At 65.6% G+C, this 18,179-nt stretch carries 19 protein-coding genes; 4 read left to right on the top strand and 15 right to left on the bottom strand.

Going from position 1 to position 18,179, the window contains the following annotated elements; genetic code table 11:
• Nucleotides 1–94: 94 nt before the first annotated feature.
• The 10 genes from VAR608DRAFT_RS36065 to tnpA all read right to left on the bottom strand — a co-directional run bounded on the left by VAR608DRAFT_RS36065 (nt 95) and on the right by tnpA (nt 10,024).
• Nucleotides 95–385, bottom strand: a complete 291-nt coding sequence (locus VAR608DRAFT_RS36065; protein WP_088958427.1) for a hypothetical protein — start codon at nt 383–385, stop codon at nt 95–97.
• Between the two features lie 285 nt (nt 386–670).
• A complete protein-coding gene (locus VAR608DRAFT_RS36060; RefSeq protein WP_157731200.1) occupies nt 671–1,225 on the bottom strand; it encodes a hypothetical protein in 555 nt (184 codons plus the stop codon).
• A 208-nt stretch (nt 1,226–1,433) separates the two neighbouring features.
• A complete protein-coding gene (locus VAR608DRAFT_RS36055) occupies nt 1,434–5,321 on the bottom strand; it encodes a pilus assembly protein (RefSeq protein WP_088958425.1) in 3,888 nt (1,295 codons plus the stop codon).
• 46 nt (nt 5,322–5,367) lie between these two features.
• The gene (locus VAR608DRAFT_RS36050; protein WP_157731199.1) at nt 5,368–6,012 is read right to left on the bottom strand and encodes a pilus assembly protein PilX; all 645 of its coding nucleotides are present in this window, start codon (nt 6,010–6,012) and stop codon (nt 5,368–5,370) included.
• An 87-nt stretch (nt 6,013–6,099) separates the two neighbouring features.
• Nucleotides 6,100–7,224 (bottom strand): PilW family protein, encoded by a 1,125-nt coding sequence (locus VAR608DRAFT_RS36045; RefSeq protein ID WP_088958423.1) that lies wholly within the window; start codon nt 7,222–7,224, stop codon nt 6,100–6,102.
• 1 nt (nt 7,225) lies between these two features.
• Nucleotides 7,226–7,600 carry a type IV pilus modification PilV family protein gene (locus VAR608DRAFT_RS36040; protein WP_231973075.1) on the bottom strand — a complete coding sequence of 125 codons (375 nt, stop codon included), beginning with the start codon at nt 7,598–7,600 and terminating at the stop codon, nt 7,226–7,228.
• An 87-nt stretch (nt 7,601–7,687) separates the two neighbouring features.
• The gene (locus VAR608DRAFT_RS36035) at nt 7,688–8,293 is read right to left on the bottom strand and encodes a GspH/FimT family pseudopilin (RefSeq protein WP_088958421.1); all 606 of its coding nucleotides are present in this window, start codon (nt 8,291–8,293) and stop codon (nt 7,688–7,690) included.
• A 25-nt stretch (nt 8,294–8,318) separates the two neighbouring features.
• Nucleotides 8,319–8,813: a type IV pilin protein gene (locus tag VAR608DRAFT_RS36030; protein ID WP_197700443.1), complete on the bottom strand. Its 495-nt coding sequence runs from the start codon at nt 8,811–8,813 to the stop codon at nt 8,319–8,321.
• A gap of 247 nt (nt 8,814–9,060) precedes the next feature.
• Nucleotides 9,061–9,540 carry a cyclic pyranopterin monophosphate synthase MoaC gene (gene moaC / locus VAR608DRAFT_RS36025; RefSeq protein ID WP_088958420.1) on the bottom strand — a complete coding sequence of 160 codons (480 nt, stop codon included), beginning with the start codon at nt 9,538–9,540 and terminating at the stop codon, nt 9,061–9,063.
• Between the two features lie 64 nt (nt 9,541–9,604).
• Complete coding sequence (gene tnpA / locus VAR608DRAFT_RS36020) at nt 9,605–10,024, bottom strand: IS200/IS605 family transposase (protein WP_088958419.1); 420 nt, start codon at nt 10,022–10,024, stop codon at nt 9,605–9,607.
• Nucleotides 10,025–10,043: 19 nt separating this feature from the next.
• On the opposite strand from tnpA, the gene VAR608DRAFT_RS36015 reads away from it, so the two are divergent.
• Nucleotides 10,044–11,105, top strand: a complete 1,062-nt coding sequence (locus VAR608DRAFT_RS36015) for an RNA-guided endonuclease InsQ/TnpB family protein (RefSeq protein ID WP_088958418.1) — start codon at nt 10,044–10,046, stop codon at nt 11,103–11,105.
• A gap of 83 nt (nt 11,106–11,188) precedes the next feature.
• Nucleotides 11,189–12,778: a M48 family metalloprotease gene (locus VAR608DRAFT_RS36010; protein ID WP_088958417.1), complete on the top strand. Its 1,590-nt coding sequence runs from the start codon at nt 11,189–11,191 to the stop codon at nt 12,776–12,778.
• Between the two features lie 6 nt (nt 12,779–12,784).
• Here the strand turns inward: VAR608DRAFT_RS36010 and VAR608DRAFT_RS36005 are convergent, their stop codons facing one another.
• The 4 genes from VAR608DRAFT_RS36005 to VAR608DRAFT_RS35990 all read right to left on the bottom strand — a co-directional run bounded on the left by VAR608DRAFT_RS36005 (nt 12,785) and on the right by VAR608DRAFT_RS35990 (nt 16,367).
• Nucleotides 12,785–13,138 carry a phage holin family protein gene (locus VAR608DRAFT_RS36005; protein WP_088958416.1) on the bottom strand — a complete coding sequence of 118 codons (354 nt, stop codon included), beginning with the start codon at nt 13,136–13,138 and terminating at the stop codon, nt 12,785–12,787.
• Nucleotides 13,139–13,228: 90 nt separating this feature from the next.
• On the bottom strand, nt 13,229–14,968 hold the full coding sequence (locus VAR608DRAFT_RS36000; RefSeq protein WP_088952283.1) for an IS1634 family transposase: 1,740 nt from the start codon (nt 14,966–14,968) through the stop codon (nt 13,229–13,231).
• Nucleotides 14,969–15,106: 138 nt separating this feature from the next.
• The gene (locus VAR608DRAFT_RS35995; RefSeq protein WP_088958415.1) at nt 15,107–15,574 is read right to left on the bottom strand and encodes a hypothetical protein; all 468 of its coding nucleotides are present in this window, start codon (nt 15,572–15,574) and stop codon (nt 15,107–15,109) included.
• Between the two features lie 55 nt (nt 15,575–15,629).
• The gene (locus VAR608DRAFT_RS35990) at nt 15,630–16,367 is read right to left on the bottom strand and encodes a TerC family protein (protein WP_088958414.1); all 738 of its coding nucleotides are present in this window, start codon (nt 16,365–16,367) and stop codon (nt 15,630–15,632) included.
• A gap of 413 nt (nt 16,368–16,780) precedes the next feature.
• Between VAR608DRAFT_RS35990 and VAR608DRAFT_RS35985 the strand changes: the two genes are divergently transcribed.
• On the top strand, nt 16,781–17,251 hold the full coding sequence (locus VAR608DRAFT_RS35985) for a DUF3717 domain-containing protein (protein ID WP_088958413.1): 471 nt from the start codon (nt 16,781–16,783) through the stop codon (nt 17,249–17,251).
• 4 nt (nt 17,252–17,255) lie between these two features.
• On the top strand, nt 17,256–17,573 hold the full coding sequence (locus VAR608DRAFT_RS35980) for a hypothetical protein (RefSeq protein WP_088958412.1): 318 nt from the start codon (nt 17,256–17,258) through the stop codon (nt 17,571–17,573).
• Here VAR608DRAFT_RS35980 and VAR608DRAFT_RS35975 read toward each other — a convergent pair whose 3' ends face one another.
• A complete protein-coding gene (locus tag VAR608DRAFT_RS35975; protein ID WP_088958411.1) occupies nt 17,574–18,134 on the bottom strand; it encodes a YaeQ family protein in 561 nt (186 codons plus the stop codon). It lies immediately after the preceding gene.
• Between the last annotated feature and the right edge of the window lie 45 nt (nt 18,135–18,179).

The raw sequence follows: 18,179 nt of genomic DNA, 5'->3' as shown, positions 1-18,179 counted from the left end.
TGCAAGTCCTCCCGCAAGTCGATCACAGCGAACGCAGCGAAGCGTAATAGCGGGCGGACGACGGCTTGCCCGAAGGCGCGGGCCGTGTGCATCCTCATCGCCCCTTGGCCTTGAGCGCCTTTTCCAACGACCGGATCGCCTCCTCGACCGGCTCGGTGCGCCGCTGCAATTCCAAATTGATCACGGTCACCAGCGCGCGCAGGTCGCCGGGCTCGAAGCTGAACTCCTCGTAGTGCATCGCTCGATGGACCGGCGAAAGCAGGCCTTCGAGGCAGGCGTAGGCGCGATGCACTTCCTTGAGGTGGCAGAACTCGTCGGTGATCTGCAGGGCGGATGACGCCACCTTGCGCAGCGATTGCGCGGGCGTGCGAGGGGATTTAGCCATCAAAGGCCTCCAAAGGGTGCGGTTTGCAAAAACCGCCGCTGCCGAGACCAATCGGAGGCGGCGACTCGAACAGGTTGGTCTACCGGGCACCCCTTGCGAGAACCGGCGAGCCTTGCGGCTCCCCGTTCGAGCCGCCAAAAAAATGGTGGCACGAGCGAAAAAGCCGCAGATGCTCTGCGGGAGAGACTGCGGCTTTCGTCGCAGGGATGCATGCGGGAGACCAATCCCGATCACATCTTCAAGATGTGACAGGGCAGTATAGCCAGCATCCGATGCGCGATGTCCTCATCGCCCCACTAACGGCGTGTCGTCAAACACCACCTCCACCCGCACCCGCGCCTTCACCGTTTGGCCGTCCAACTGGCCCGGCGAGAACCGCGTGGCCATGAATGCGTCTCGCGCCGCCTGCTCGAATGCTGGAGGCAGGTAGGGCGGTTCGGCGACGACGCGCCGCACCTGGCCCTGGTCGTCGATAAAGAGCGAAACAACCCCAGCGAGGCGTCCTGTTGGTGCTTCGCCGGCAGGTTCGCCGATGATGACCGGAGCGAGCGCGACCGGAGGAACCGACAGGAGGGGGCGCGGGACGTAGTCATCGTCGCCCGACGTCGGGGTTTGCGGAACGGCGGGCGGATTCGCGGCTGCGTCGGTCGAACCCGTACCGAGCTCGCCAGGCCCGGCAGGGGCCTTTGGCGTCGAACGCGAAGCCGATCCGGACAAAGCCTGTTTCCCGGTCGAGCGTGTCGCGTCAGGCGCCGATTCGCGGTCTTGTGGCGCGGGCGCACCGGCCGCCGTGGCGGTCGGCCTGGGCACGTGATCGGGTTGCAGGAGCCGAACCTGCACGCTGCCCGACCCCTGGGCGACAGGGGTCCCGCGATGGGGCCTTGTGTCCGGCGTTGCCCGCAGGGTGAGCACCATCGCGTGAAGCGCCACCGACAATGCGGCGCAAATGAAAAGCGGGTTTCGCAGGAGCCCGGGGCGCGCCCGCACAGAGTCGCCGCAAAGCGTACCCGCGCGCCCGACCCTGGCCACCATCGCTGCGGCCAGCTAGCTAGTTCGCGAGTTCGCGCCAGGATGTCCTGTGCGCGCTTCCCGAGCCGGCCGACGGCACGGTCGGCGGGATTTCCGGCGTGAGCCCGCCATTGCTGTTCTGGTAGAGGATCCGCACGTTGCCGTTGCTGTCCTTGACCCAGCTCATGCCGACGACCAGGGAGTTGCTGCTCCAGAGCATGCCGGCAGGATTGTTGGTCACCGGGCCGCCGTTGGCCACGTTGAGGTAGTAGCGCCAGCTCGAGCCGCCGGATGCGCAGGCGTCGCCATTGGGAATCGCGGTGACGATCGCCAGGGTGTTGAACTGCAGGCCCAGGTTCGTGGCCACCCGTTCGCCCGAATTCGGGAAGTCGACCCACCAACCCGCCTTGCTCGTCCAGTCCACCGTGTTGGTGGTCACCGAGACTGTGGTTCCGCTCACGGTGAAGGTCTGCTGGACGAAGCTGGTGTTGGCCCGCACATCGCCCCATCCGGTCGAGGTCAGCGGGTCCTTGACGGCATAGATGCTTTCCTGCGTCTTGTCGGTGATGTCGGACACCCCGAGGTAGCGACCCGTTGCCACCACGATCACCGGCACGCCCTTGACCTCTACCGTCTCGGGTTTGGTCGTGGTGGGTTGTGGCGTGGTCGAATTGATCTGGAACTTCGCGAGCTGCATCGCGGCCTGGTGGGGCTGCACGAGGTTGTCGGTGTCGAAGCGCCACAGGTTGCCCTGCAGGTCGCCGCCATAGAAGCGCTTGGCAGTGTTGTTGGACGGATCGTCGACCCAGACATTGATCTTTGCCAGACCGCTCGGGCTGGCGCTGCTGCCGGTGCCGGTGGAAATGTCGAGCAGCTTGGCGCCGGTGTTGGCGTTCAGCAGATACAGGTGTCCCATGCCGTCGCCGCTCGTGTTGTTGTAGCCGGAGGCGAAGGCCACGACCCAGGTGCCGTCGGCACGCTTGGTGACGACCGGATTGCCGTAGCTGAGGCCCAGATTGGTGTCCGTGAACTCCCACAACACCTTGGGGTTCGCGGGATCCGTGATGTCGAGCGCGTAGTAGCCCTGGCCGCCTTCGTTGAGGCCGCCGACCAGGATCGTCTTCCAGGTGTTCCCGACCTGGATGTCGGCCATGACCGGCGCGCCGTCGACGAAGTACTGGTGCTTCGACGCATAGCTCGTATCCGCCAGCTTGTAGAGATTCGGCATCACGGCACTCGGGATGAAGGCCCAGAGTTCCTTGCCGCCATCGCTCGTGTCGGCGGAGAAGGCGTGCAGCATGCCGTCGTTCGCGGCGACGTAGACGACGGGTTTGCGTGAAGACTGGTTCGACAGGAAGGTCGCGTAGCCGGCATCGGCGTAGCTGAACGGCGGCTTGCCCACGTAGACCGGCGCGCCGTTGATGATGTCGCCCAGCACGTGGTCGCGCTGGCGGTAGAGCGCGGCGACCGAGCCGCTGGCCGATTCGTAGGTCCGAACGCCGCCGAGGTAGCCGACCAGGTTGGAGCCGGTGTTGGCCAGCGTCTTGTCGCTGGCCGACAGCCCGGCGCACTGGGAAGCCACGACGGATTGGGAGCAGAGGTTGTCGAAGTACGCCTTTTGCGCCGTGCTCAGGTTGCTGTATGAGAACGCCTGCAGCGTTCCCGAGCTGTTGAAGTAGATCTTGCGCGAGCCGACCGATGTGGTGTCGAGCAGGGCCTGCGCCGACCATGTCGGCGTGGAGGCCACCGAGGCGTCCGCACCGTTGAGCGCGAAGGCCAGCAGGTCTCCGGTCCACGACCCCGTGGTGTAGCTGGCCTGGTAGACCTGGTTGTTGGTTCCCGCCACCAGTTGCAGGGAACTGGTCGATGCCGCCGCCGCCGAGCCATTGGTTTTCTGGACGGTCGTGACGACGCCGTTGATGGCCTCGCTGAGCAGGGCGGCGTTGAGCGCCGAGTAGTACTGGCCGCGTCCGTTGACCGCGGCATGCCACAGGTCGTCGATGTTCGTGGCGTCGCCACTGGGGTTGGGCGTGGGCCAGTTGATGGCGCCGCTTTTCAGGTCCGCATAGGAGCCCGATGTTTGCGTCAGGTAGTTCTTGTCATAGGGCAGCGTGCCGCTGGCGCCAAGGCCGATGGTGAAGGTGTTCATGTGCTGCCACGTCGCGCTGTCCGTGTCGATGGGACGCACGATGTCGGCGCAGACGTCCTGGCTGCTGCCCGAACTGCTCGACGTGCAGTTGCCGAGCGAGCTGCTGCGAAGATCCGTCTTGTAGTAGTACTCGGCGACATCGGCCAGCGTGTTCGGCGAGCCGCCCGAAGTCGATGCCGTCGAGACAGTGGTGCCGTTGTCGTAGCTGCCCACGACAGGTGACGAGGTGCCGGTGGTTCCCGCGACCCAGGCTCCCCAGCCGTTTGCCACGGCGCTCGAATAGGTCGTGACATTGTTGCCGGGCGTGGTCTGTGTCGTGACCACGGCGCTGCCGCTGTTCACCCAACTGCTGCTGCTGCCTGACGGAGGTGCGCCGCTGTCGGCGCCCTGCACGACGGTGGATGTCGCGGCGCCCGAGTTGACCCAGGAGGAATAGCTGACGGCGCTCGTGACGGGGCTGCCGTCCACGCCGTTGGTCGACACCACGGTGACCGTGTAAGACGCCGTACCTGATTGCGGTGTCACGTCGGCTCGGGTTCGCGTACTCTCCGTATAGACCTGGGTCTGCGTCGTGATGTTGTACTTGGGATTCTTCTTGTTGCCGCTATTCGTCGATGAAATCGTGGTCGCGGTTCGCGTAAAGGTCTCTGCACTCGAATAGTTGGCGGTGACGTTCTGCGTTGCCGGAGCCGTGTAGGTGGTGACCTTCGTCACGATGCTGGCGGCGTCGTCCTTCATCGGACGAACTTCCGTGCCATCCTGCTGGCCGATCGCGGTCTTGCCGTCGAGCTGCACGCTGTTGTTCGAGTTCCAGTAGCCATCGGTCGACATCAGCGTGTAGTTGCGCTGGCAGGCGTACTGCATCGGGTCGCTGGACTGGCCCGTGATCTTGTGGGCGAAGTAGCGGCCGGCCTGCGCGAGTGCCGTCGGCAAGGGGGTGCCATTGGTCGGCGGGACAGCGTACAGGCTGGTGTAGAACTTGGCCTTCTGGGTCGCGTCGAAATCCGCGACGTCCACGAAGTTGGTCACGCCGTCCTGGGCAGTCGTGTCGTAGATGGTGCTGAAGCCGACGCGATAGTTCGAGTCGAGCGTATTGATCGCGCGACCCATGGCGGTACGCATCAGCAGATAGCGCTTGCGGTAATACGAATACCAGTTGGCGTAGTTCTGCGCGTCGGCCGAGCTGCTGGTCATCGTGACCTTGGTGAACACGCTGCTGCCGGGTGTACTGCCGATGGCGCTGCTGCACTCCTTGTAGAAGGTGTTGCTGACGACCCCGCTGCTGGTATAGGTCCACCCCATCTTCGGCTGACTGCCGCTGTAGCTGTAGTAGTAACTGTTGTCCAGGGGGGTCGTGCTGGTGCCGCCGGTGTAGCCATCGGTCCAGGCTGCAGTGAAGCTCGCATTGGGATAGGACGTGCCGTCCGCCTTGAGCGGCGGGTTGTAGACCGAGGTCGGGTCGTAGGCCACGCCGTTGCACTGCGGCGACCAATAGCCGTACCAGTTGGTGTAGGGCTCGTCCGTCACTGACCGGGATGCGCCCAGATTGTCTGGCATATAGCTCCAGTTCATCGAGCCGGAGGTATCCATCACGAACAACAGGTTGGGCTTGGCCTTCACGGTGGGCAGCGTGGCCAGGGGCTGGTTCGACAGGTCGGTCACGCCGGCGCCAGCCATGGGCGCGAACGAGGCGACCAGCAGCGCGCACAGCACGGCGGTGAGGCGGAACGCGGGCTCGCCTTGCCCGTGGGTGTCGGCGGCAGTCGGTTTGTTCTTCATGGTCAAGGTTCCTCTGCTGGCGCCGGCGGCGCTCCCTCGTCAGACATCAGAAATGCACGATGGTCTCGGTGTAGCTCGCGGTGTTGCGCGCGCCGAGCACCCTCACCACCACGCGGTAGAACGGGCCGGTGCTGCCGGTGAAGCGCGCCGAGTCGGCGTAGTTCAGCTCACCCTTCTTGGCAGCGGTGTTCCCGCTGGTCGCCATGGGCTGGACGCAGTTGATGGTCGAATCGAGCGTGTAGTCGCCCGCCTTGTTGCAAAGGCGGAACACGACGAAGCGGGCGTTGTTGCCGTTGATCTGGCCGGCACTCGCGGACAGCACGCTGCACCCGTTGTAGCTGCCGCTGGCTGCGGACTTGCAGCCATCGCCGTCCCAGTCCACCAGTTGGCGATTGGCCGTGCCGGCCAGTTGCTGGCCCGTGACGTCCACCGGGGGCCTGACCGTGACGCCATCGGACGCGAGCTCCTGGTTGCTGGCGTAGTAGCCGCTCGCCGGAATGTCGGAATTGAGGGTCGAGTTGTTGACCGTCAGCCAGTTGATGGCGACCTGGGCGGCCTGGTCCGCGCTGACGGTGGCGTCCCGCTTGAAGCCGATGTTGCCCATGAGCAGCGTGCTGGTATCGACGGAGCGCACCAGGGCCAGCGTGCCGATCAACAGGACGATCAGCGTGATCAACGCGAACATCAGCACGGCACCCTGCTGTTTGCGCGGCCCCTGCGGGCGGCGAAGCCGCGACGCGTGGAGGAGGGGGGATGATGGCAGGCGCATGGCGGTCACTCAGTTGTTCCAGAGCACGTTGCGCAGCGGCACGATGGTGTCGTAGACCTTGTAGCGGTAGTGCTTCCAGTCGGCGACCTGGCTCACGTCGAGCGAGATGCACTTGCTCGCGCCGCAGGTCGTGGCGGCGTTGATGGTGGCTGTCGTCCCCACGTCCCATTGGGGCACGGCGCTCGTCACGACGTCCTTCTCGTACTGGTTGCTTCGCGCCACGACGGCCACCCGGATCGCGAGCACCTGGAGCCAGCCTGCATTCGTGGTCGGCGTGGTGTTGTCATAGGTGTCGACCACGCCGTCACCGTCGGTGTCCTTGCCGTAGAGCGCCTGCAGGTTGACGATCTGCGGATAGAGCTCCTGCCCCGTCGACATGAGGCCGGACGTGGACGAGAGCTCGGACACCTGGAGATTGCTGGAGCTGTCGATGGAATACTTCCGGTAGACCATCGAGCCCATGTTCACCAGATAGCTGCCGTTGATGTAGCCGGATGCCGGGAAGAGGCTGCTCTGGTTCCACTTGCCGCTGGTGCCGTACACGTGCGGAATGTTCGTGCTGCTCAGCGTGGTCGTGGATGACGACGTGTCGGTGGTGACGTTGAACAGCGTGCACCAGTTGTTCGCGTCCTGCGTCTTCGGCACCGCGATCATCATGTTGCCGGCCGTCGCGCCCAGCGAGGAGCTGACCGTGAAGTGATCGTCCGTCTTGAGATGGACGCCGGTCAGAAGAAGCGGCACCGAAAAGCTCGTGGTGCGGCCCTGCAGGATCGTGATCGTGTCCGGCGCGCCGCTGGCGCCGTCGTCGATGACGACGGGCGCCAGCGTGAGCGTGGCGGCACTTCCGGTGGTGTCGTACTGGTACTTCACCGTGCAGCCCAGCGCATCCGGGCTCGACGTGGCGCCGTAGCCCGCCATCTCGATGTCGCGCTGGATCGTGAAGAGCGAGAGGGCGCCGTTCACCTGCGCATCGCTGCCCGAGGCGACCGTGCGCTTCTTGCCCTCGGCCAGCGCCATCACCTGCGTGATCAGCAGCACGGTCAGCAGCCCGAGCACCAGGCCGACCATCAACTCGACGAGGGTGAAGCCCCGCAGAGCCGACGGCGAGGAAGCGCGAGTTCTCGAATGGCGCATCTCAGCTCCCCGACTTCGTCACGGTGGTCTGCGTGACGTACTGGTGCGTGTCGCCGCTCGGCATCGTCCAGCTGACGGTCACCGCCACGTTGCCCGTGGTCGCATCGACGGTCACCGCGCCGGTGCCGCCCGGCAGGCTGTTCGCCACCTTGGTCTGCCATTCCTTGCAGCGGGTCTGCGTGGCGCAGCCACTGCCGTTGTAGGTGGCGTAGTTGGTCAGGTCGGACCACATGCGCCCGATCAGTTCGCTCGCGAGATAGGCCGCGTCGGAGCGGACCTTGGACTCGGTCTGTGCCCGCGTCATCGAACTCTGGAGTCCCACCATGCCGAGCACGCCGAGCATGAAGAGGAGCAGCGCCACGAGGACCTCGATCATTGCGACGCCACGGACCTGCCGGGACCCTGCGAGCGCAAGTCGCCTGCGAGGGCGCTCAACGTTGGTTGCCTGCATGGTTTCCTCGCTTCAGCACTTGCGCGGATCGTTGGCCGCAACGCTCGTGTCGGGGTCGCACATCCGGACCTCGCCCGCCGCCGTGATGGCAACGCGCAGCTTCCGGTAGTTGGTGGTCGTGCCTGTCCCGGTCACGTCGATCTGCGCGATCGGTGTGTTGGTGGTTGCGTCGAGACGGCCGAACCCGTTGAAGGTGACCGCGGTGCCGGCGGTCGTGCCGTCGGTCTGGACGGCCGTGACGGAGACCCGGCCACCCGCGTCACCGACCGCGCGACCCGTCACGATCATCGGCGAGGAGACGGTCGACGGCGGGTCGGCGCAATGCCCGATGGGCGAATTGACACTCACCACCCAGGAGCCGCTGGTGTTCGACAGGGCGCAGTCATTGCTCAGGGTCGACGGATCGTTGAGGCTCACCAGCCAGAACGACACGCTCTGGTTGCGCCGCACGGCCTCGCCGCGGGCCAGCTGGAGTCCGTTCTGCAGGGATGCCGCAACGTTCCGGATCCGGGTGTTGTCGAGCCAGGTGCCGATGCTCGGCAAGACGGCGAACATGACGAGCCCCAGCACCGCGATCGCTACAACGAGTTCGACGAGGGTGAAGCCGCGTTGACGCATGGTTGTGCTTGCCCGCTTCGACGACTCAGCACGAGGTGCCCGAGGTCAGCCAGCACGCCGCGGTCACCGCCGCGCCCTTGAACTGGGTGGTCGTCCGGTTGCCGTTCTGGTCGATCGTGTACACATGGCCGGTGGCCTGGCCGCCACTGCCGGTCGCAGTGATCGTGTAGCTCTGTTGCGTGGCGTCGCCTGCGGTGGTGTTGGTCGCGCAGGTGTACGTGAAGTACTTGAGCGACGTCGGGAACGTGTTCCAGTTATTGGCCGTGGCGTTGTTGGCGCAGGCCGTGGACGATCCGTAGTTCCGGTTGTCCTGGTAGTACTGCTCCATCTTGGTCCGGTAGTCGGACAGTGCATTGAAGGCTTCCGGGATCTGGCCCCGGCGGATGTAGTCCCTGTACGAAGGAATCGCCACTGCCGCCAGGATCGCGACGATCGCGACCGTGATCATCACTTCGATCAACGTGAAGCCGCGGGCGCCAAGGCCTCCGGCGAAGGAGCGTGAACAGAGCTGTTTTTTCACGGTGCGGGGCTTTCGGCTCGCAGGGCGACCTGCAAAATCAGATGTTTCTGATTGTGTTGCCCCTCTATTTGTGAGCTATGGCCGCCGATCAGCGCCGAACCACCGTCCGTCTTTTCTGGGCGGTCCTAGGTCACTTTCCGCACACTTGCGCGAATTGTCTGAATTCGAGGCGAGTTGTGGCTAGCAAGCCCAACGAATTGGCTTGCCGATTCCTGGTGCGGAAATGAAATGGAAATGGCGGCGCGCTTCAGCCCGCCACGTAGCTCCCCGACTTCCCGCCGTGCTTCTCCAGCACGCGAACGTCGGTGATCGTCATTCCCCGGTCCACCGCCTTGCACATGTCGTAGACGGTCAACAGCGCCACCTGGACCGCGGTCAGCGCCTCCATCTCGACCCCGGTGGGGCCGACCGTTTCGACGGTCGCGGTGCACGTGACCTGGGGCACGGGGCTGTCCGCGAGCGCGAAGTCGACCGCCACCCGGGTCAGCGCCAGCGGGTGGCACAGCGGAATCAGGTCGCTGGTCTTCTTGGCCGCCTGGATGCCCGCGATGCGCGCGACGCCCAGCACGTCGCCCTTCTTCGCGCTGCCGGACTGGATCAGGGCCAGTGTCGCCGGTTGCATTTCGATGCGGCCGCTCGCCACCGCCACGCGGTGGGTCGCCGGCTTGGCGGCCACGTCGACCATGTGGGCCCGGCCCTGGGCATCGAAATGGGTGAGAGAGCTCATCGAAGCTCCCGAGAAGCCCCGCCCTTGAGGGCGGGGAGATAGAGGGCAAGCCCGAAGGGCTTGTTTACGACGCCAAACTTTCTCGCTGCTGTTCGACGTAGCGCTTGATTGCTTCCAGCGGCGCACCGCCGGCACTTGCCGCGAGATAGGACGGCGACCAAAGGCCGCCTTGCCAGTACCGCGCCGCAAGGTCCGGTCGCTCGGCGCGCAGCAGCCGGCTTGACGTGCCCTTGAGCGCGTTGACCAGCACCGACACCGAATGTTTGGGTGGGTACTCGATCAGCAGGTGAACATGGTCCGCCTCTCCGTCGCATGCCAGCAATTTCGCGCCCATCGTCGCGCACACTTTGGCGAAGTGCAGTTGCAGCCACGCCAGCGCCCCTGCGTCGAACACCTTGCGCCTTTGCGCGGTGACGCAGACCAAGTGAACAACGAGACGGGAAACTGAATGCCTTTCCCTCCGAAAATCGGAGTCTGGCGCCATATGCAGACCAATTCCTATAATGGTCGCTATGCTGTTGGTTTACCGCTACCGCGTCAAGTCTTTGAATGGGTTGCTGAACAAGCAGGCGCGTGCGGCAAACTTCGTTTGGAACTTCTGTAACGACACGCACAAGCACGCGCTCAAGTGGGGCAAACGCTGGCCCAGCGGGTTCGACCTCAACAAGCTCACGGCCGGCAGTAGCAAGGAACTCGGCCTGCACGCCGGCACCATCAACGCGATCTGCGAGCAGTACGCCAAGAGTCGATCCGCCAAGAAGCGTCCCTTCCTGCGCTACCGTGGCCGGCGCTCGCTCGGCTGGGTGCCGCTCAAGGGCCGCGACATCCGTAAGACGCCCAACGGCTTTCACTTCCACGGCCGCGAGTTCAGGGTCTTCAAGAGCCGCGATTTGCCGGCGGGCACCAAGATTAGGGATGGAACCAACTTCTCTCGCGATGCGCGCGGCAACTGGTTTCTCAACATCACCGTCGAAGTCGCCGAAGCCGATGCGCGTCAGATCAACGCTGGTGTCGGCATCGACCTGGGCCTCAAGGACTTCGCCACGCTGTCCACTGGCGAGAAGATCGTCAATCCGAAGCACCTGCGCCGCCTCGAAAGCAAACTTGCCATGGCCCAGCGCGCGAAGAAGAAGCGTCAGACCACCCACATCCACGCCCGCATCGCCAATGCGCGACGGGACTTTCTGCACAAGACGGCGCTCGGCATCGTGCGGCGTTTCGACTACATCGCCGTGGGCAATGTGAACGCGGCCGGACTCGCCAAGACCAGCATGGCTAAGTCCGTACTCGATGCCGGCTGGTCGTCCTTCCGAAACATGCTCGGTTACAAAGCGATTGCGCACGGGGCTGTGTTCGAGGAAGTCAACGAAGCGTTTAGCTCCCAAGTCTGTTCGAGTTGCGGCGCCTTGCCCGACTCGCGGCCGAAAGGTATCGCAGACCTTGGAATAAGAGCGTGGGTTTGCAGTAGTTGTGGTTGCGAACATGATCGTGACGTGAACGCCGCTGTGAATCTGTTGCTCCGCTCGGGACATCGAGCGCCTGTAGAGGGAATCCCCGGTCTTTAGGCCGGGGAGGATGTCAATGTGAACGTTCCGCTGATTGCCGCATCATACGAGGCCGAGACGATGACGACGAACGCCGCGCTTTGATGACTTCATCCTCTGATTCCCGCTCCACGCAGTCCACGCAGTCCACGCAGCCCTCGGCTGCCCGCCGCCCGCTGCGTGCCCTGTGCGCTGCCCTGGTGATCGCCGCGCAGCTGGCCTTCCCGGTCCCGGCGGCGGCCCAGTTGCCCAGCATGGGCGACGGCGAAATGACCGCCGCGGCCGAGCGGCATCTCGGCGACACGATCGCGCGGGAGCTTTACCGCGATGCGGACTACATCGACGACCCCGTGCTGCTCGAGCACGTGAACGACATCTGGCAGAAGCTGCTGACCGCGGCGCGCACGCGCGGCGAGCTCACGCCCGAGCTGGACGAGCGCTTCGCCTGGACCATCCTCTTGGGCCGCGATCGCGACATCAACGCCTTCGCGCTGCCCGGCGGTTACATGGGCGTCAACCTGGGTCTGATCGCGGTGGTCAGCAGCCGCGACGAGCTCGCCACGGTGCTCGGTCACGAAATGTCGCACATCACCCAGCGGCACATCGCGCGCATGATGTCCAAGCAAAAACAGCAGCTGCCGCTGATGCTCGCGGGCATGATCCTCGGCGTCATCGCGGCGAGCAAGAGCCGCCAGCCCGACGCCGGCCAGGCGGTAATGATGGGAAGCCAGGCGGCTTTCGCGCAGAACCAGTTGAGCTTCTCGCGCGACATGGAGCGCGAGGCCGACCGCATCGGCTTCGGCGTCATGACGCAGGCGGGCTATGCGCCGCAGGGTGCGGCCTCGATGTTCGAGAAGCTCCAGTACGCATCGCGCCTCAACGACAACGGCTCGTACCCCTACCTGCGCAGCCACCCCTTGACCAGCGAGCGGATCGCGGACATGCAGGCGCGCTTCCAGATGCAGCCCGGAACGAAGACGCCGCTGCCGCTGCTCATGGACCACTCGATGATCATGGCCCGTGCGCGCGTCCTGACCCGTCCCGGCGTCGACATGCTGCGCCAGTGGGTCGAGGCGCCCTCCGCCGGCGAGTTCGCCCGCAGTTCTCCCGCGCAACAGGCCGGCACCCTCTATGCCGCGGCGCTGTCGGCGAGCGAGATGCATGATTTCAAGACGGCCCGCGCGCGGGCGCAGCAACTGCAGACGCGCACCGCCGGCGATCCCTCGGCCGCACGGCTGGCGCGCCTGCTCTCGGCGGAGATCGAGCTGGCAGCGGGTGCCGCACCCGCGGCGGCGGCGCTGCTCGATCCCAAGGCCAAGGATCGGCCCGAGATGCTGCTCGCCGCCCAGGCCGCTGCCGCGACGCACAACCCGGCACCGATGGTCCAGCCGCTGCGCGACTGGGTCGCGACGCATCCGCGCGATGCGACCGCATGGCGGACGCTCGCCAGCCTGTACGGCGCACAGAACGACACCGTCCGCGCGATCCGCGCCGACGCCGAAGCCAACGTCGCGACCCTGGACTACCCGGCGGCGCGCGACCGCCTGAAGGCGGCGCAGGACCTGATCCGCGACAGCGCAAGAACGCCGGGCGCCACCGTGGACAACTACGAAGCCTCGATCATCGACACCCGCGCGCGCGCGGTGGATGCGCTCGTCAAGGAGCAGGCCGCGGAGATGCGCGAGAACAGGTAGCGGCGCTCAGCGCCGGGCGAAGAGGCCGCCCAGCGCCGATTCGATGACGAGGCCCAGGATCGAATAGAGCAGCGACCCGATCAGCGCGGCGATGAAGCCGTCGACGTGCAGGCCCGACAGCAAGCCGGAAGCCGCCCAGAAGAGCAATGCGTTGATCACGAACAGGAACAGCCCCAGCGTGACGATGGTGACCGGGAGGGTCAAGAGCACCAGCACCGGGCGCACGAACATGTTCAGAAGACCGATCACCGCGGCGGCGAGGAGCGCCGAGGTGTAGGTCGTGACCTGGACGCCCTTGTAGACATAGGCGACGGCCAGCAGCGCCAGCGCGCTCAGAAGCCATTTGAGGAGAAGGCGCATTCGGTCGGCGCGCCGTTAGTCCGAACTTTGAGCTGCGAATGAGCGCAACCCCTTGATCCTGCTGAGTTTGTTCAGCGAGGCTGGGTGGGCTTACTGGGTACAGGCGGGATTGACGGCGAGCAGCTTGAAGGCCTTGTCCTGCAGCGGCGTGGGCCGCGTGGTGATGACGATCTTGGCGTTCGGATTCAGGCTCGTGTGGGTGATGTTGTAGGCGAGCGTGGCCAGGTCCTGCAGCAGCGTGCGCAGGCTGTGCAGCGGCAATCCGTCGCTGGCGTGCTTCGATGTGTCCTTGTCGCGGGCGTGCTCGGAGCGCACCGCCTTGGCGACCGGAGAAGCCCGCTGGCCTTGGGCCTGCTCGAGGAACTCATCGTCGAACAGCATGGGCTTCAAACGCTCGCGCAGGTGCCATTCGACGTAGTAGGCGAGCATGCACAGGAAGACATGCGCGCGAACACGCTCGGTGTTGTAGTGGAAGACCGGCCGCACATGCAGATCCACCGTCTTCATCGAGCGGAACGCGCGCTCCACCTGGGCCAGGCTCTTGTAGGCGGCCACCGCCGAGGTGGCATCAAGCTGCTGGGCGCTCAAGCTGGTGCGGATCACGTACAGCCCGTCCAGCGCGGTCTCGCTGGCAATCGAATCGACCTTGCGCCGAAACGCGAACGTCGTCTCGGTGATCGTGAGCTCGAAGTGCTTGGCCACGTTGAAGCGGTCGATGAGGCGCCCCACGCGCAACGCGATGGCCTGCTCGCCGCGCAGCGGCTGGCGCGCACGCTGCGTGGCCGCGGCGATCTTGCCCAGATCGGCCTCGGTGGCCGCCAGCAACTCGCCGCGCTTGCGTGAGCGCTCGGCCGCCAGAAGTGGGTTGCGGCACACCACGAGCCGCTCGCCGGGAAAGTGCTCGCTGCTGACTTCGATGAGATTGCGCTCATCGAACAGCGACGGCTGGAAGGGCCCGAGCTCGGCGGCCAGCTGCGCGATCTGCGGCGCGCGCAGACTGCTGATCCAGTCCATGCCCTGCGGCTTGAGCACCTGCTCGATGCGTGCCGAGGTCAGCATCCCGCGATCGCCCACCCAGGTGATGCGTTCGATGCCAAAGCGCTGCTTGAGCTTGGCGACCTGCTCGGCCACCGTGGCCGGGTCGCCCGTGTTGCCGGCGAACACTTCGACGGCGATCGGGCAACCATCGGCGGCGCAGACCAGCCCGAACACGATCTGTGGATCGTCGCGCTTGCCGTCGCGCGAGTGGCCGCGCGCGGCCAGCTCGCAGCAACGCCCCGTCAGCCAGGTCGAGGTGAGGTCGTACAGCACCAACGTGCTGCCGGCCAGATGCTTGCGCGCCAGTCGTCGCTCGATCGCCGGCTGCGCGCCGTGCAGCCAGTCCAGCGCACGGTACAGATCATCGGCGCTGCACTGGCCCACGCCCAGCACGCGGCCCAGCGAGTGGGTGGCGGTGTCGTCGTGCAACATGCGATGCGTCGCGAGCTTGGAGCCGGGCGTGAGCACGCGCGCCACGAGCATGGCCAGCAACAGTGCGCGCAGGTCCTCGGGCGCGCTGGCAAACCAGGCCGGCGCGTCGCATTGGCGCGCGGCCGCCAGCACGGCGGCCACATGGCCGTGGGGCAGGCTGCGCTCGATGCTGAAGACCTCCTGCGCGTCGGGCACGGCCACGCCCCCGCGCAGCAACACCTTCAAGCCCTCTATGACCTCCGCACTCAGGCTCGACAGATTGGCCAGCGTGCGCTTGCGCACCTTGCCGTCTTCGCGATAGGACTCGCGCAACAGGATCGCGGGGGGTGAGTCGCGGTTGGGGACGGCCTCGATGTACATGGCTTCATGTATGGATCACGAATCGAGGAAATTCAAGTACAAAAATATCAATTTACATGGCTACATATTTGCACACAAAAATAGCCGAAACCCGCGCCACGCTTGGGCTCCGGCTACTTCATGTGCTCAAAGTTCGGGTTAGTCGGACATCTCGTTGGCCAGCATCAGCAGCGCGCCCATGCCGATCACCGCGCCCGGCAGCGCCCAGCCCGATTGCCCGGGCGGGGCCAGGTCCGGCGCCACCGGCTCGAGGTCGACGCCCAGCTTCGGACGGCGCGCATCGACCACGTGGGCCGCACCGTGCTCGAGCTTCAGCCGCCTGGTCAGCTCCGCGAGCGGCCCTTTGGCCAGGATCGGCGTGACCTGGCTGCCCTGCTGCCGCTGCAGCACGGGCAGGAGTTGCTCCTGGACCTTCGCGAACCACTTGCTGCGCCAGTTCTCGCGCGCGCTGTGGCTGACCCACTTGCTGATGCGGTGCGTCATGCGCGGTGCGCAGGCCACGAGCACCCAGTGGCGCACTCCGGCATCGGCCTGCGCGGCGGCCATGCGCTCGAGAAACTCGCGCGCATGGCCGGCGTCGTCGACGTAAAGAATGATCTTTTCCATGAGTGCTCCTTCTTTCGTTGGTTGGTACGGTGCGGGCGCTGGGGATGGAATGCCATCAGGCGGTGACCGTCTCGCGCGGCTTGGCGCGGCGGGCGGCCAGCCACTTGCCGATCGCGAGCACCGCCAGCGCGCCGATGACGCCGGCGGCATAGCGAACCACGTCGCCTTGCGGCAGTTTCGGCACCCAGGTCCAGTCGGTGGGGCTGGCGATGGCCGGGTCCGACACGGCCATCGTGCCGGCGATCCAGCCCAGCAGCATGCCGCCGAGCGTGATGATGATCGGGAAGCGGTCCATCAGCTTGATGACCAGCTGGCTGCCCCAGACGATGATCGGGATGCTCACCACGAGGCCGAAGATCACGAGCGTCATCTGGTGGCCTTCGCCGGCGCCTTCCGCGGCTCCGGCGATCGCGATCACGTTGTCCACGCTCATCACGAGGTCGGCCACGATCACGGTCTTGACCGCTGCCCAGAGCTTGTCGCTCGCGGCGATGTTGCCGTGGGCATCTTCATCTTCGGGCACGAGGAGCTTGACGCCGATCCACACCAGCAGCAGCGCGCCGGCCAGCTTCAGGAACGGAATCGCCAGCAGCGTGAGCGCGAAGAAGATCAGGACGACGCGCAGGACGATCGCACCGGCGGTGCCCCAGATGATGCCCTTGGTGCGTTGCGCGGGCGGCAGCCTGCGGCAGGCCAGCGCGATCACGACGGCGTTGTCGCCACCGAGCAGGATGTCGATCATGATGATCTGGCCGACCGCGACCCAGAACTCGGGGGTCAGAAACTGTTCCATAAAGTCCTCTGTTCGTTTCGATTCCTTCCATGCAGGTCGGATGAAGCGGTCGGATGAGGACCCTGGCCCTCGGGGAACATGCAATCGCTTCGATCGAACCTGCACGGGTTCAAATCGAAGGTCTTGCTCGACAGCGTGGGGCTGCCCGACAGGCCGGAAGTGATGTGCTTCGTATTGACGACCTGGCGATACCCGCTCCTTGGAGAAAGCGGGCGGGAGCTACTCCCCTTCGTGGGCGGAATTAGAGCATCGGGACCGCATCGTGGCAACAAGGCGCGTTCGGCGATTCAAAAGAAAGACGCCGGAAACCGGCGTCTTCACGAGGCTTGGTGCTATGGATTCGATAGCGCCCAAATCCTTTGCGGACTGCGGGAAATAGCCGGACTATGATCGCCGCCTGCATTTTTCGACCTATGGCCGCCATTCACATCACCGACATCGAGGCCGCCATCAACTACTGGCGCGACCGGAAGCCTTCGCCGGACGGCATCACGCTGGCGCCCGAGCTGCGGGCGCTCGCGGAGGTCTATGCGCTGATGGTCTTCCACCATGAAGACGAGGTCGACGAAGTGGGCTTCCCGGCCAAGGCCTGGGACGCCTGGCTGACCTGGTACCAGACCACACCGGACACGCCCTGCATCGCGATCTGCTCCACCAGCCAGGGCGACGACGAATGCAAGGGCTGCGGACGGAGCTTCGACGAAGTCCAGCATTGGCCCGCCATGACGCCGGCCGAGAAGCGCTCGACATGGCGCCGCATCACGATGCAGGACTCGGCCTGGCGCTTCAACCGCTATGCCGAGCGCGCCCGCGAGGCCGAACACGTCCGGCCGGAAGGCGAAGCCGCCGAGCCGGTCTCCGAAAGCTCTGCCAGCGGAGGCTGACCCCGTGCGCCGCATCGCGCAAGCGCCCAATCTCGCCATCGCGACGCTGTGGGTGCATGCGCTGCGCGAAGGCGGCGTCGAGGCATCGGTGCAGCGCGAATATCTGGGCGCGGCGGCGGGCCAGTTGCCGCCCGACCAATGCCTGCCGGAAGTCTGGATCGAGGACGACGCGCAGCGCGAACTCGCCGAGCGCCTGCTGGATGAGCTGCGGCACCGGCCGCAACGGCGCTGGCAGTGCGTCTGCGGCGAACTCGTCGAAGGCGGCTTCGAGCAGTGCTGGCGGTGCGGCGCAATGATGCCGCCGCACCGCGAGTCGACCTGACTACTTCAGCCTGACCGGCTCGATGTCGACGTGGTGCGCGCTGTCGCCGAGCATCAGCACGCCTTCCTGGATCGTGGCCTGCAACTGCATCGAGCGCTGCGCGAGCGTCGCCAGCGATTGAGAGGCGGCAGTCGGGATGCGGAACACCGACAGATTCTGCGGCCGCGTCAGCTTGCCCTCGATGCCGCGCCACCAGACCTCGGCGGCATGGTTGAAGGCGTAGACGATGACTTCTTCGGACTTGCCGCAGGCCTTCACGATCGGCTTGTCTTCCGGCTGCCCGACTTCGATCCAGAGCCGGGTCTCGCCGGTGAAATCGCGCAGCCAGACATCGGGCTCGTCCGGATTCGACAGCCCGGCGCCGAAGGCCAGCGTGCCGTCGCCGCCGCACACGTCCTGCAGCTTGTGCGCGTTGAGCGCCAGCGCCGCCAGGCGGATCATCATCCGCTCGTCGGTCTCGCTCGGATGACGCGCCAGCGTCAGCGCGTGATCCGCGTAGTAGCCGTGATCGATGTCCGCGACGGCGAGGTTCGCCTTGAAGATGGTGGATTTAAGAGCCATCAGATCCGCCGCCGGGCCGCCCCAAGGCGGATCAGCCCCCTCGGG

The organism is Variovorax sp. HW608 (assembly GCF_900090195.1).
In the GTDB taxonomy this organism is placed as follows: Bacteria; Pseudomonadota; Gammaproteobacteria; order Burkholderiales; family Burkholderiaceae_C; genus Variovorax.
Note: the sequence above shows the minus strand (reverse complement) of the source record. Positions and strands in the feature narration are given on the sequence as shown.

Excerpts from the sequence above, each read along its gene's own strand:
- VAR608DRAFT_RS36040 (WP_231973075.1), bottom strand. The coding sequence starts at position 7,600 with ATGATCGAGGTCCTCGTGGCGCTGCTCCTCTTCATGCTCGGCGTGCTC.
- VAR608DRAFT_RS36065 (WP_088958427.1), bottom strand. The coding sequence starts at position 385 with ATGGCTAAATCCCCTCGCACGCCCGCGCAATCGCTGCGCAAGGTGGCG.
- VAR608DRAFT_RS36005 (WP_088958416.1), bottom strand. The coding sequence starts at position 13,138 with ATGCGCCTTCTCCTCAAATGGCTTCTGAGCGCGCTGGCGCTGCTGGCC.
- moaC (WP_088958420.1), bottom strand. The coding sequence starts at position 9,540 with ATGAGCTCTCTCACCCATTTCGATGCCCAGGGCCGGGCCCACATGGTC.
- VAR608DRAFT_RS36015 (WP_088958418.1), top strand. The coding sequence starts at position 10,044 with ATGGTCGCTATGCTGTTGGTTTACCGCTACCGCGTCAAGTCTTTGAAT.
- tnpA (WP_088958419.1), bottom strand. The coding sequence starts at position 10,024 with ATGGCGCCAGACTCCGATTTTCGGAGGGAAAGGCATTCAGTTTCCCGT.
- VAR608DRAFT_RS36010 (WP_088958417.1), top strand. The coding sequence starts at position 11,189 with ATGACTTCATCCTCTGATTCCCGCTCCACGCAGTCCACGCAGTCCACG.
- VAR608DRAFT_RS36045 (WP_088958423.1), bottom strand. The coding sequence starts at position 7,224 with ATGCGCCATTCGAGAACTCGCGCTTCCTCGCCGTCGGCTCTGCGGGGC.
- VAR608DRAFT_RS36035 (WP_088958421.1), bottom strand. The coding sequence starts at position 8,293 with ATGCGTCAACGCGGCTTCACCCTCGTCGAACTCGTTGTAGCGATCGCG.
- VAR608DRAFT_RS36000 (WP_088952283.1), bottom strand. The coding sequence starts at position 14,968 with ATGTACATCGAGGCCGTCCCCAACCGCGACTCACCCCCCGCGATCCTG.
- VAR608DRAFT_RS35975 (WP_088958411.1), bottom strand. The coding sequence starts at position 18,134 with ATGGCTCTTAAATCCACCATCTTCAAGGCGAACCTCGCCGTCGCGGAC.
- VAR608DRAFT_RS36055 (WP_088958425.1), bottom strand. The coding sequence starts at position 5,321 with ATGAAGAACAAACCGACTGCCGCCGACACCCACGGGCAAGGCGAGCCC.
- VAR608DRAFT_RS35985 (WP_088958413.1), top strand. The coding sequence starts at position 16,781 with ATGGCCGCCATTCACATCACCGACATCGAGGCCGCCATCAACTACTGG.
- VAR608DRAFT_RS35995 (WP_088958415.1), bottom strand. The coding sequence starts at position 15,574 with ATGGAAAAGATCATTCTTTACGTCGACGACGCCGGCCATGCGCGCGAG.
- VAR608DRAFT_RS35990 (WP_088958414.1), bottom strand. The coding sequence starts at position 16,367 with ATGGAACAGTTTCTGACCCCCGAGTTCTGGGTCGCGGTCGGCCAGATC.